Here is a 12,891-nt window from a genome sequence, read left to right on the forward strand (position 1 = left end):
ATTCCGATCGATAAGGAAATAAAAAACGGGGTAACGTTGATGGTTACCCCGTTTTTTATTGCAGTTGTTTTTTTATTCAGCCGCGGCATGTTTCATATGCTTCAGCGCTTCGGCGGCATGTTTGGTTGCTTCTTCCGCATGATCTTGCTTTGCATGCGCGATCGCTTCTTCCAAGTGCTTGATGGATTCGGTCATGTGTTGATGCGCTTCGGCAAATTCTTTTTCCGCAGCTTTGGCATGAACGAGGCTTTCTTGCGCGTGATCCAACAATGCGTTGCTATGACCCGCTTTGCCGTGAATCTGCGCATCCTCGGCGTGCTTGATGGCTTCAGCCGCATGTTGATGCGCATCGGCTGCAATGACTGGCGCACTGAAATAAAACAAAGTGCTGATAGCAGTAATGGCGAATGTTTGCTTGAGCTTCATGATATTTCCTCCGTACTGGTTAAGAAAAAGTAACTATCAATTTTTAAAAGCTTGCTTTTAAACCTTCCCTAGCGATTGGCCCACTTGCTGAGGATGGTATGATCGACCCATCCTTTGTCAAGCGCCGGTCCCGCAATTTGGGTGAACGGCTGAGACGGTTCACCCAAATCCGATAACACGGCGGCCGCGCCGCTGAAATCTTGCGAACGGGTATAACCGCTGACGGTAATGAGCGTGGGAAGATTTGCGGCCAGCGCGGATTTCAAGCCGTTTTCCGAATCTTCCACGGCGATGCATTGTGATGCGGTTAGTTTGAGTTGATCGAGCACCCAGTGGTAAATATCCGGCGCCGGTTTTTTCAGTGGCACGATATCGCCGGCGCCGATGACATCGAACCAGCCGATCGCTTCTTCGCCCAATGTCGATTTAAGCAGCGCGGTGACATTTTCCATGGTTGTCGTGGTTGCAATCGCGAGCTTTATCTTTTCCCGCCGCAGTTCATGAATCAACCGGGCAACACCGGGGCGCAGCGGAATGCTTCCGGCTTCCATCAAGGATTCGAAATGCTTGGTTTTGGTTTTGTGCAAACCGGCGATCCACTCTTTGAGATCATTTCTGTTAAGTTCCGCAGGCTTGTACTGTTCCAGGTAGAAACGGATCCGCTCTTTTCCTCCGGTAATCTGCAACAGCTCACCGTAAAGATCGATATCCCAATTCCAGTCGAGATCGAACTGTTTAAACGCGGTATTGAATGCAAGACGGTGGCCGTCTTGTTCCGTATCCGCCAGAGTGCCGTCGACATCGAACAATACAGCTTGTAATTTGTTATTTGTATTCATTGTGCTGATTAAAGTAAAAGTTGATTCAATGATAGCTCGCACGTTGCAAGCGATCGGTGATGGCCAGCCAGCCGGGGTGATCGGATGGTGCTTCGACCAGCAGATAATCGAAATCCGACTGATCGGCTTGGCGTAGTCTGGCGTACAGTTGCTGACCGTAAGCAGCAGGATCGGACGGCATGATAACTTGCTCGATAGATTCGCTCAAAGCAGGCCGTGAGCGGTTGCAATCCGACCACGTAATGACCAGGACGCGCGAGCCTTGTTCCGCCAACGCTGCTGCATGCCGCCAAAGCTCCGCCGCAGGGTATAGCCGCAGCGGGGTTGCCGGTGCATAGTGTGCGGGTAACGCTCCAGAAACGCGAATCGTCTGAGGATGATGGTGCGCCAATAGCACCGGACTTTGCAAAACAGCTTCGATCGCGGCGGGCGTAATTCCTCCTGGTCGAAGTATCTGAGGTGTTTCGTCATGAAAACTGATGATGGTGCTTTCCAGGCCGACCTGACACGTGCCACCATCCAGAATCATATCGACGTCTGTGCCCAGTTCTTGCCGCACATGAGCTGCCGCAGTCGGGCTGATACGCCCGAAACGGTTGGCCGATGGCGCCGCCAGCGCTTTCTCCGGACCCAATGCATGCAGTAGGGCCAACGCAATGGGGTGCGCCGGTATGCGCAGACCTACAGTATCTTGACCGCCGATCACGCAATCGGGAATGCGAGGGCTGCGCGGCAGAATCAATGTCAGCGGTCCGGGCCAGAAGTGCCGGGCCAATTTCCAGGCGGATTCAGGAATCGCCTGTGCCCAATGATGCAGACCGGAAATGTCACCGATATGCACGATCAGCGGATGATCGGCGGGGCGATTTTTTATCCGGTAGATTTTTTGGATAGCGGACGGATTGGCCGCATCGGCGCCAAGGCCATACACGGTCTCAGTTGGAAATGCGACGGTGCCACCCGAGTGCAGTATCTGAGCGGCAGCGGCAATTTGTTGCTGTTGCTCCGGCGTCAATCCGGCTTGCTGCGGTGCTGCTGATGTTTTGTCCATTATTTCAATCAACGAGGTTTTTCCGTTATGTTACGCCAGTCTTACGATACATCGTCGCGCCAGTCATAGCCGAGGATGCCTTGCATCAGGCGCACGAGATAAAAACTTAACCAATTCACCAGATAGTTGCGCCACGAAAAAATCCTTTTGTCGGCCGGTGTAACCGGGATCGATTCCTGTTCGATCGCAGTCTTTAGGCTGAGTCTTAATGCAGCGGCGAATGACCGGTCTTTGATCAGAACATTGGCCTCGCGCGCCAGCAGCAAGCTGAAAGGATCAATATTCGAGGAACCTACCGTGGCCCAATATTGATCGATGACAGCGACTTTGGCGTGCAGATAACTGCGATTATATTCGTAAATTTTTATGCCCGCTGCCAGCAGGTTCTCGTATAACGCTTGCGTGGCATGGTACTGCAAGCGGTATTCGATTTTGCCTTGCAGCAAAAGTTCGACTTGCACGCCGCGCCGGGCGGCATTTTTCAGCGCGTTGCTGAATTTTCTTCCCGGCAGGAAGTAGGCATTGGCGATGATGATTTCGCTGCGCGCTTGGTTAATGGCATCCAGATAAGCGTGCTCAATGTCATGCCGGTGACGCCAATTATCCCGTATCACCAACGCAGCACTTTGATTTCCGCTTGGCTTGACCGAAGGTTTTAGCGCGGAAGGATGAACCCAGCGTTTTTTAAAATGAGCCCACGCGACAACCATCCACAGATGTTTGGCCGCTTGATGGATTTGAACCAGTAGCGGGCCTTGGATCGCGACGGCATAATCAAAGCGCGGGGTCAGATTTTCCGGATTGTGCTGATCATCGATGATATTGATTCCGCCGATAAAGGCGATTTGCGCATCGATCACGGTTAATTTTCTGTGCATGCGGCGCAACCGGTAGCGCCGCGGTTTTGAAAAAATAAATTCCGGACGGAAGATCAGTACTTTGATACCGGTCTGCAGCATACGCTGTATTTCTTCCCGGGGGAGATCCTGAGAGCCGAAGCCATCGAGCAGCAGGTATACCGATACACCTCGTTGCGCCGCGCGTATCAGCGCCTCCGCAATTTTTCTGCCGATTGCGTCGTATTCGAAAATATACGTTTCCAGGTGGATTTCAACTTGCGCCCGATCGATCGCCGCTGCTAATTGCGGGAAATATTCCGCGCCATTTTGCAGCAGAGTGATTTGATTGTTTGCGGCAAAATGAAAATTTCTCATGCGGCGGATTTTCAGGCATGGATTGACGCCACGCGGCTACGAGATTTTCAGCATTCTATCCAACGCGATCCTCGCCAGTTTGGCCTCATCCTCGGGGACTTTGATCTGATTCACCACATTGCCGTTGACCAAATTCTCCAGCGCCCAAGCCAAGTGCTGCGGATCGATCCGCGCCATGGTCGAGCACATGCACACCATCGGCGACATAAACTGCACAATTTTATCTTGCGCTTTGAATTCTTCCGCGATGCGGCTGACCAGGTTCAATTCGGTGCCGACCAGCCAACGCGTGCCGCTTTTTGCTGCTGCGATGGTTTTAATGATGTATTCCGTCGAACCGACATAATCCGACGCCTTGCAGACTTCAAAACTGCACTCCGGGTGCGAAATGACGATGCCGTCGGGATGCTGATTGCGAAAACGTATGATATGGTGCGGTTGGAACATTTGATGCACCGAGCAATGGCCTTTCCACAATAGAATTTTGGCTTTTTTGATTTGTTCTTCAGTCAACCCGCCCATGGGTTCGTCAAAATTCCATACCGCCATTTCCTCCAACGGAATACCTAATTGATGTCCGCTCCAGCGCCCCAGGTGCTGATCGGGAAAGAACAGTACTTTTTCGCGTTGCTGGAATGACCATTGCAGAATCTTACCGGCGTTGCTGGAGGTGCAAACAATGCCGCCATGCTCGCCGCAAAAAGCTTTGAGATCGGCGGCAGAGTTGATGTAGGTGACCGGCGTAATCACTTCATCGGGATCGAGTATGTCGGCAAGCTCACGCCAAGCGCGCTCGACATTGGCGAGATTGGCCATATCGGCCATGGAACAGCCGGCCGCCATGTCGGGCAGGATTGCGATTTGCTCCGGACTGGAGAGCATATCCGCAACTTCCGCCATAAAGTGAACGCCGCAGAAAACCAGATAATCCGCATCCGTTTGCGCGGCAAGATGGGAAAGTTTTAAGGAATCGCCGGTAAGATCGGCGTGCCGGTACACATCGGCGCGCTGATAATGGTGCGCCAGAATGACGGCGCGCTTTCCCAACGCTTTTTTTGCGGCGACAATGCGTTGCGCGCATACTTCGTCCTGCAGTAGATCATAGTGTTCAAATTCAAGGGCTTGTTGATGCATTGCAGTTCATTGATCCCAGTTTGTTAATGGCATGATGCACATTACTCTACATCAAAATATAAATTCAAGTTGAAATTTAAAGGTCCGGTGCCGGGATCGATTCGTTAAACCGGAATTAGTGTTCTGTTATAATTCAAAAAAATGAAATGTGTAACCGGCAGCGTTCGAGTGATTCCGGATGTTTGTGAATAAAGAAACGAGTACTATTTCCCCATGAGCGATCGCTTGAATCTCAAATCTCCTTTGATTTTTTTGGTCTTGTTGATTGTATTGACATTCTGGCTCGATCGCGTGACCCGTCCGCCGGAGCAGACCAAAGACGGCGATCTGAATCGCAATCCGGATTATATTGTGGAAGATTTATCCGGTATCCGTATGGATTACGAACGCTCAATTGAGCGTAAGTTTACCGCGGAAAAGCTATTTTACTATCTGGATGAGAAGGTTACGGAGCTGGAGCAAGTCAATTTCACCAATACGGAACCGGAAAAGCCGCTGATACGCATGTTTGCCGACCGGGCGGTGGTGAAAAGTAAAGGTCAGGATATTTATTTAATGGGTAATGTGACGGCGGTCAGAGGAATGGATGGGGAGAAAAGCAAGATCACGTTAACGACACATTTCTTGCATCTTATCCCGGATGAAAGTTTGATTAAAACGGATCAGCCTGTGACCATTTCCCGATTTAATACCACGGTTAATGCGAATGGACTGGAATTCAATAACCGCATTGGGATGATAGAGCTGTTATCCAATGTCAGAGCGGTCAATAAAAAAAGTAATCGATAAAATATGAAAATATTGTTTGCTATCGTTTTTTGCGGTTTGTTTCTTATGCAATCCGCCAGTGCTGAACGCGGTGACCGCGAAAAGCCGATTCATCTGGAAGCGGATCGCGCTACGGTGGAGGATGTGAATCGTAAGGAAGGCAGCCGGATTAGCACATTTACCGGGAATGTCGTGCTGACTCAAGGTACGCTGCGCATACTGGCCGATAAATTGGTAATGAAAGAGGATGCGCAAGGATTCCGCCATGCCACAGCCACAGGGAACTTGGTCAGTTTTCGCCAGAAACGCGATCGCATGGATGAATACGTTGAAGGATGGAGCGAGCGAGCGGAGTACGACAGTAAGACGGACAAGATTGAATTATTTCGCCAGGCGCGATTAAAGCGTGGTTCCGATGAGGTGCATGGCGACTATATTTCCTACGACATGGGCACCGAGTTTTTCAAGGTTGTCGGCAGCAAAGAGCGCGGTATCGAGACGGGGCCAGACAAACGGGTACGCATCACGATTCAGCCTAAAAATAAATCCGAATAATGAATCATCGATTGAAGAACGCAAGAAGTTTCAGAAAATGAGTGAATTAAAGGCGAATAATTTAAAGAAACGCTATAAGTCGCGCACGGTGGTGCAGGATGTTTCTTTTTCGCTCGGTAGCGGTGAGGTGATTGGTTTACTGGGACCCAATGGCGCCGGTAAAACTACTTGCTTTTATATGATCGTCGGTTTGGTGCCGCTGGATGGTGGCGGGATTTATTTGAACGATCAGGATTTGGGACAACTGGCGATTCATCAGCGCGCCAAACTCGGGTTGAGTTATTTGCCGCAAGAAGCATCGATTTTCCGCCGCATGACGGTGGAAGAAAATATCCTGGCGGTACTGGAGTTGCAGAATTTTGATGAAGACACGAAACAACGGCATTTAGATGACTTATTACACGATTTGCACATCAGTCATCTGCGCGATAATTCCGCGATCAGCCTGTCCGGAGGTGAACGCCGCCGTGTTGAGATAGCGCGCGCATTGGCATCACAGCCGCGCTTTATTCTGCTGGATGAACCTTTCGCAGGCGTTGATCCGATTGCCGTCATCGATATTCAGAAAGTGATCGCCTTCCTTAAAGAACGGGAGATTGGTGTGCTCATTACCGATCATAATGTGCGCGAGACTCTAGGAATTTGTGACCGGGCTTATATCATCAGTGAAGGCCACGTGCTGGCTCAAGGTAAACCTGAAGAGATTATTGATAATGAAAAAGTTAGGGAAGTTTATTTGGGAGAACATTTCCGCTTGTAATATAGGATGAGTCAACTGAAGCTGAACCGTTTATCGACAACAGTTTTTTCAGGATTATGAAGCCTACACTCCAATTAAAGGTATCACAGCAACTCAAACTCACGCCGCAACTGCAACAATCCATCCGGCTATTGCAGTTATCTACACTCGATCTTAATCAAGAAATTGAAAGAATGGTGCAAGAGAATCCATTGCTGGAAATAGTCGAGGATTGGAATGCACCGTCGGCTGACGATTCCTATGAGCATGCGCAATCGGCTGCGGAATCAGCGGATTCTGACGGCGCTTCAGCAACAGACGAAATTGCCGAAGCTAAAGCAGAGCAGGAAGATAGTTTTCCGCAGGATTCCGAATGGCAGCAAGAAAGTATCTCGTATGGCACGCCTGAGGACGATGACATGGAAGCGCCGCAGATACCGGATCGGCCATTAAGTCTGCGCGAGCATCTGAATTTTCAGGTTTGCCTGAGCCAGCTTTCCGAGCGTGAGAAAATAATCATTGGCGTGCTAATTGACAGTCTGGATGATGATGGTTACTTATTACAGGATTTAAATGAGCTGATGACTTTGTTGCTGCCGGAATTGGATATCAGTTTCGATGAGATGCAAAGCGCGCTGCAGCATTTGCAGCGTTTCGATCCGGCAGGCGTAGGCGCGCGCAATTTGCAGGAATGTCTGGTATTGCAGTTACAGGTAATGCCCGGCAATGTCGATCATCGCGAGCAAGCGATTAAGGTAGTGCAGGAGTATCTGGAAATTCTGGCATCGCATGATTTCAGTCAGATAAAGAAGCTATTGGCCTGTGACGACGATACTTTGCGGGCTATCAACAAGTTGATTACCGGTTTAAATCCCAAACCGGGCGCTCAATTTGGTTCCTATAGCGAACGCTACATCGTGCCGGATATTACCGTGACGAAAAAGGATGGCGCATGGGTGGCGAATCTGAACAGCCATGCCATGCCGCGTCTCAATATCAATCATCTCTATGCTAACATACTCAAACAGGAGCATCGCTCCGCGCATCAGTTGATCAGTCAGCTGAATGAAGCCAAATGGTTAATTAAAAATATTGAACAACGTTCCAATACCATTTTGAAAGTAGCTAGTGCAATTGTGGAACGGCAACAGCAATTTTTTGAGCATGGCGAAGTTGCGATGCGGCCGCTAGTGCTGCGCGAAATCGCGGAAACGTTGGATCTGCATGAATCAACAGTATCTCGGGTAACGACACAAAAATTTATGTATACTCCGCGGGGTATTTTTGAGCTTAAATATTTTTTTGGCAGCCATGTCGCCACGGATACAGGAGGAGCCTGTTCGGCTACGGCTATTCGTGCGCTGATCAAGCAATTGGTACAGGAAGAAAATCCAAGAAAGCCACTGAGCGATAATAAAATTGCAAGTATTCTTGAGCAACAAGGCATAGTCGTTGCGCGTCGAACCATAGCGAAGTACCGGGAATCATTGCAGATTCCGGCGGCCAATCTTCGCAAGTCTTTTTAATCAAATTAGAGGAAGGATAATGAACTTAAAACTTACCGGTAACCATGTTGAGATTACTGATGCCATGCGTGATTATGTCACTTCAAAGATCAGTAAAATTACACGTCATTTTGATCATGTGATCGATGTCAGTGTCATTTTATCGGTTGAGAAGCTCAAACAGAAAGCGGAAGCGAATGTTCATATACGCGGTAAGGATATTTTTGTCGAAACCGACAGTGAAGACATGTATGCATCGATCGACAGTCTGGTAGACAAATTGGACCGGCAAATCCTCAAACATAAGGAAAAAAATCTTGAGCGGCGTAATCACGGCTCGTTGAAAGATCAAGACCTGGAGCAATAATAGTTGTGGCATCATGCTTTACGCATGATGAGCATCATCATTCCAATGAAATCATTCCATTTTTCATGAATCAAATTTCGCAACTGCTGCCCATGACAAACGTCATTGTCGATCTTGATGTCGGCAGCAAAAAACGTGTTTTTGAACAAGCCGGCTTGTTATTTGAAAATACGAATCAGATTGCGCGCAGCCAGGTTTTTGACAGCTTGTTTGCACGCGAGAAACTGGGTTCAACCGGCTTAGGGCAAGGTGTCGCTATTCCGCATGGCCGGATTAAAGGGTTGCGCGAAGCAATCGCGGCGCTGGTGACGATGAAAGAAGCGATCCCGTTCGATGCACCTGACGGTCAACCGGTTAATATTGCCTGTATTTTGTTAGTTCCGGAAAAGGCCACTGACAAGCACTTGCAGATTTTGAGCGAGCTGGCGCAAATGTTCAGCGATAAGCAATTTCGAGATAGCATCCTGAAATGCAAGGATGCCGCGCAGATCCATAAGCTGATTACGGACTGGGAACCCAATGTCACGAATTAGTATTGCACAGCTGTTCGAGGATAAGAAAGACAAACTCAAACTGACCTGGATCACCGGGCAGGCCGGCGCCGATATCGAGCTCAGCGACGAGGAAATAGCGCAATCTGGCCAGGGCATGATCGGTCATTTGAATTTCATCCATCCGGATTGGATTCAGGTGATCAGCAGCGATGAAATTCATTATTTGAACAAACTGGACGCGGCTGCGTTGGAAAAAAAGATCAATCAGCTGACGCAGATTAATCTGGCTTGCATCATCGTCGCGGACAATGCCGAAGTGCCGCCGCCGATCTTCAACATGGCCAGTGCAAATAATATTCCCTTGCTGCATTCACCCTATCCCGGCCTGGAAGTGATCTGGCTGATCCGTACTTATCTGAGCACCGCGTTGGCACCCTCTTGCAGCTTGCATGGCGTGCTGCTGGACGTGCTCGGCATGGGGGTGATGATAACCGGCGAAAGCGGGGTCGGTAAAAGTGAATTGGCGCTGGAATTGATCAGCCGCGGTCACGGTTTGGTTGCCGATGACGTGGTGGAATTGCGGCGCATTGCACCGGAAACTCTGGAAGGCCGCTGTCCGCCGATGCTGCGGGATTATCTGGAAGTGCGCGGTCTGGGTATGCTGAATATCCGTACCATTTTTGGCGAAACGGCAGTGCGGCGGCGTAAGAATATGAAATTGATCGTGCACTTGCAAAATAGCGGAGGATCCAGCTCGGGTGCTCTGGAGCGCTTGCCGATCAGTGATCTCACCGAGAACATCATGAATGTCGATATCCGCAAGGTTGTGATTCCCGTGGCGGCCGGGCGTAATCTGGCTGTTCTAGTGGAAGCGGCGGTGCGCAATTATGTATTGCAATTACGCGGAATCGATGGCACAAAGGAATTTATCGAACGCCACGAGCGTGAGATGAATAACCAATCGGTCGATAAGAATTAATACTCATACAGATATTCTTCTCCTTCGTTTTTTGCAGTCTTTCCGAGAACAAACACCCAGATCTATACGGTTTATATGAACCATCCGCAAACGATTACTTTGGCTTTCACCGGCGCATCCGGCATGCCGTACGGTATTCGTTTGCTGGAAATGCTGTTGCAGCAAGATAAGCAGGTTTACTTGCTGTATTCAAAAGTGGCGCAAGTGGTGGCGCAACAGGAAATGAGTCTAGCGCTGCCTTCCAGCGCCAAGGAAGCGGAAACCTTCTTTAACCGTCACTATCGTCTGCCGGACGGGCAACTGCGGGTATTCGGGCGCGAGGAGTGGTTTGCACCGGTTGCTTCCGGCTCCAACCCGGCCGATGCGATGGTGATTTGTCCCTGTACCATGGGAACCTTAGCTGCGGTAGCTGCAGGCATGAGTCAAAATCTGATCGAACGTGCCGCCGATGTTACATTAAAGGAAAACCGGCCGCTTATCATCGTGCCGCGGGAAATGCCGTTCTCGGTCATTCATCTGGAAAATATGCTCAAACTGGCGCGTAGCGGCACCGTCATTTTGCCGGCTAACCCGGGTTTTTATCATCATCCGCAAACAGTGCAGGATTTGGTGGATTTTGTTGTGGCGCGTATCCTCGATCATTTGGGTGTCAAACATAATCTAATTGCCCGCTGGGGTGAGGAAAGCTAAAACGTGCTTTTTTACGCCGTGCTAGCCGGAAGTATTTTGCAGCACTGAAACTGGTGTGAGCTGATGATCCTTGGTGCGAAAAATCCCCGCCTCGGTTACCACATAATGCATCGAGATGTCGTGTGCTTGGGGATAAACGCTGTCGAGCCGCTGTAGTTCGAATGCCACGCCGATGGTAAGCGGTTGATGCTCGTAAGTTGCCAAGGTGCGGTCGAAGTAGCCGCTGCCGTAACCCAACCGGTAACCGTGCCGGTCAAACCCGACCATCGGGATTATCACCGCATCCAGCCGGACAATCCGCGTTTCCAACGGTACTGCAATGCCGTAAGCGCCGCTTTTAACCGGCGTGTCCGGCGACCATTCCCGGAAACATAGCGGTTCATCCTTACCCGTTACTTCCGGTAGCGCCAGCGTTGCGCCGTGCTGCAAGAAATATTCAGCGATAGACCGTGGATCGTATTCACCGCGGAACGGCCAGTAAATGCCGATGGTCATGTGCTGCGGCTGCGGGAGACCTTGTTTGAGGAAACCGGTGATCGCCCGACTCCATAACTGATGATGTTCCGCCGGTACGGCTTCGCGGGCGGCAATCAGTTGTTTGCGCAAATTTTTCTTCCACTCCGGCAAGTTATCCATGATTCTTAACTTGAATATCCGCGATCAGGTTATCAGACAAGAAGTTTTGTTTTAATAGTTTTCTGACCGGTGCCGGAATGCCATGTTCAAGCGCATCAGCCGGGTTGATCCAGATCGATTCCGGTTCCGTCATGCGGGAATCTGAGACGACATGCAACAAGCGCGGATGAATACGAAGCTTGAAGTGAGTGAACTGATGATCCAACGCAGGTAGTTCGAGTGGTTGTTCAACCCGGATTCCCAACTGGTGCTGACAGTAATCAGCGGCATCGATGCCGGTTGCGATTTCCGGGGGACACCATAACGCTCCCCAGATACCCGAAGCTGCTCTTTTCTGCAGCAGCAATTTCTGTTGTTGTAGTAGCAGTAAAAATACGATTTCTTTTTGCGGCAGCACTTTGCGGGGTTTTGCGGTTGGTAACTGATCGATACACTGTTCTTGAAATGCGACGCACTGCGATTGCAATGGGCAAGATTCGCAACGCGGGGTGTGGCGCGTGCAGACTGTGGCGCCCAGATCCATTAGGGCTTGGGTATAAGTTTCGATCGCGCCATGAGAGTGGTCAACGGGCAGAGACTCTTCGGCTTTTTTCCATAACAAGTTCTGAACTTTCATTTCTCCGGGATAGCCGCGGATAGCAAAAAAACGTGCGAATATTCGCTTCACATTACCGTCCAGAATCGCATCACGCTGACCGAAAGCAAAAACAGCAATAGCGGCAGCGGTCGATCGACCGATTCCGGGCAGTTGCTGAATAATTTCTCGTGTATCAGGAAATTGTCCGTGATGGTTTCGCACAATTTTTTGAGCAGTCAAATGCAGATTGCGGGCGCGGGAGTAGTAACCAAGGCCGCTCCATAAAGCCAATACATCATCCAGCGGCGCTTGCGCCAGACTTGCAATGGTTGGGAATGCTTGTATAAACCGGGTGTAATAGGGGATGGCTGTATTGACCTGTGTTTGTTGCAACATGATTTCAGATAACCAAACGGCATAGGGATCCCTGCTTTGTTGCCACGGCAAATGGTGGCGGCCATGATCGCGATGCCAATGAATTAGCCGGGATGCTATAAACGACATGGTAATGTTGCTTGGGGATTCAAATATGCCGGGATGAATTAGTGGAAAAACGGCTATCAGCGCTGTATCGTGATGACTGCTTGGCAGGATTTACGGGAAAATGACTTCGCTGAATTTGGCATTGGGTGTCAGAACTTCCATTTTAGCGAGCCGGGTTAATTCAACCTGTTGCCGCGAATCGCCATCGATCACCAAGCATTCGTTTTTCTCGGGTGAACTGACAATATCAATGGCTTTTCCTTCGATTATCTGATTATTTTTCAAGATGAGCCTCAGCCGGTAGCCGTACATGCAAGCAACTTCCACGAAGTCATGGAGATCGCACGAAATAGCATCTTGAGTCATAGCCGTTAATCCTTTTATTGATGATATGAAGGCATAATATACACGACTAAAAGCTGCGAGACCAAATT

Annotated in this window: 16 protein-coding genes; 8 read left to right on the plus strand and 8 right to left on the minus strand. The window is 49.7% G+C overall.

Going from position 1 to position 12,891, the window contains the following annotated elements; genetic code table 11:
* Positions 1-72: 72 nt before the first annotated feature.
* From HRU77_12170 to nadA, 5 genes are all read right to left on the minus strand, one after another.
* Positions 73-426 (minus strand): metal-binding protein SmbP, encoded by a 354-nt coding sequence (locus tag HRU77_12170; GenBank protein QOJ21373.1) that lies wholly within the window; start codon positions 424-426, stop codon positions 73-75.
* A gap of 68 nt (positions 427-494) precedes the next feature.
* Positions 495-1,265, minus strand: a complete 771-nt coding sequence (locus tag HRU77_12175; protein ID QOJ21374.1) for an HAD family hydrolase — start codon at positions 1,263-1,265, stop codon at positions 495-497.
* Between the two features lie 25 nt (positions 1,266-1,290).
* Complete coding sequence (locus HRU77_12180) at positions 1,291-2,316, minus strand: threonylcarbamoyl-AMP synthase (protein QOJ21375.1); 1,026 nt, start codon at positions 2,314-2,316, stop codon at positions 1,291-1,293.
* A 41-nt stretch (positions 2,317-2,357) separates the two neighbouring features.
* A complete protein-coding gene (clsB, locus tag HRU77_12185; GenBank protein QOJ21376.1) occupies positions 2,358-3,530 on the minus strand; it encodes a cardiolipin synthase ClsB in 1,173 nt (390 codons plus the stop codon).
* A 36-nt stretch (positions 3,531-3,566) separates the two neighbouring features.
* The gene (gene nadA, locus HRU77_12190) at positions 3,567-4,664 is read right to left on the minus strand and encodes a quinolinate synthase NadA (GenBank protein QOJ21377.1); all 1,098 of its coding nucleotides are present in this window, start codon (positions 4,662-4,664) and stop codon (positions 3,567-3,569) included.
* Between the two features lie 213 nt (positions 4,665-4,877).
* On the opposite strand from nadA, the gene lptC reads away from it, so the two are divergent.
* The 8 genes from lptC to HRU77_12230 all read left to right on the plus strand — a co-directional run bounded on the left by lptC (position 4,878) and on the right by HRU77_12230 (position 10,761).
* Complete coding sequence (lptC, locus tag HRU77_12195; protein QOJ21378.1) at positions 4,878-5,453, plus strand: LPS export ABC transporter periplasmic protein LptC; 576 nt, start codon at positions 4,878-4,880, stop codon at positions 5,451-5,453.
* Between the two features lie 3 nt (positions 5,454-5,456).
* Positions 5,457-5,987 carry a lipopolysaccharide transport periplasmic protein LptA gene (lptA, locus tag HRU77_12200; protein ID QOJ21379.1) on the plus strand — a complete coding sequence of 177 codons (531 nt, stop codon included), beginning with the start codon at positions 5,457-5,459 and terminating at the stop codon, positions 5,985-5,987.
* A gap of 37 nt (positions 5,988-6,024) precedes the next feature.
* A complete protein-coding gene (lptB, locus tag HRU77_12205) occupies positions 6,025-6,747 on the plus strand; it encodes an LPS export ABC transporter ATP-binding protein (GenBank protein ID QOJ21380.1) in 723 nt (240 codons plus the stop codon).
* Positions 6,748-6,803: 56 nt separating this feature from the next.
* On the plus strand, positions 6,804-8,252 hold the full coding sequence (locus tag HRU77_12210) for an RNA polymerase factor sigma-54 (protein QOJ21381.1): 1,449 nt from the start codon (positions 6,804-6,806) through the stop codon (positions 8,250-8,252).
* A 19-nt stretch (positions 8,253-8,271) separates the two neighbouring features.
* Complete coding sequence (gene raiA / locus HRU77_12215; GenBank protein ID QOJ21382.1) at positions 8,272-8,598, plus strand: ribosome-associated translation inhibitor RaiA; 327 nt, start codon at positions 8,272-8,274, stop codon at positions 8,596-8,598.
* A gap of 65 nt (positions 8,599-8,663) precedes the next feature.
* Positions 8,664-9,131 carry a PTS sugar transporter subunit IIA gene (locus HRU77_12220; GenBank protein QOJ21383.1) on the plus strand — a complete coding sequence of 156 codons (468 nt, stop codon included), beginning with the start codon at positions 8,664-8,666 and terminating at the stop codon, positions 9,129-9,131.
* Complete coding sequence (locus tag HRU77_12225; protein ID QOJ21384.1) at positions 9,118-10,071, plus strand: HPr kinase/phosphorylase; 954 nt, start codon at positions 9,118-9,120, stop codon at positions 10,069-10,071. The genes HRU77_12220 and HRU77_12225 overlap by 14 nt, the downstream gene beginning before the upstream one ends.
* Before the next feature lie 75 nt (positions 10,072-10,146).
* Positions 10,147-10,761, plus strand: a complete 615-nt coding sequence (locus HRU77_12230; GenBank protein ID QOJ21385.1) for a UbiX family flavin prenyltransferase — start codon at positions 10,147-10,149, stop codon at positions 10,759-10,761.
* Between the two features lie 21 nt (positions 10,762-10,782).
* Here the strand turns inward: HRU77_12230 and HRU77_12235 are convergent, their stop codons facing one another.
* The 3 genes from HRU77_12235 to HRU77_12245 form a co-directional block, all read right to left on the minus strand.
* Complete coding sequence (locus tag HRU77_12235) at positions 10,783-11,397, minus strand: 5-formyltetrahydrofolate cyclo-ligase (GenBank protein QOJ21386.1); 615 nt, start codon at positions 11,395-11,397, stop codon at positions 10,783-10,785.
* Positions 11,390-12,478, minus strand: coding sequence for an A/G-specific adenine glycosylase (gene mutY, locus HRU77_12240; protein QOJ21387.1), 1,089 nt, complete (start codon positions 12,476-12,478; stop codon positions 11,390-11,392). Before mutY ends, HRU77_12235 begins: the two co-directional genes overlap by 8 nt.
* A gap of 90 nt (positions 12,479-12,568) precedes the next feature.
* Positions 12,569-12,823 (minus strand): Rho-binding antiterminator, encoded by a 255-nt coding sequence (locus HRU77_12245; protein QOJ21388.1) that lies wholly within the window; start codon positions 12,821-12,823, stop codon positions 12,569-12,571.
* Between the last annotated feature and the right edge of the window lie 68 nt (positions 12,824-12,891).

The sequence above is a fragment of the Gammaproteobacteria bacterium genome, from assembly GCA_015709615.1.
Taxonomy (GTDB): domain Bacteria; phylum Pseudomonadota; class Gammaproteobacteria; order Burkholderiales; family Nitrosomonadaceae; genus Nitrosomonas.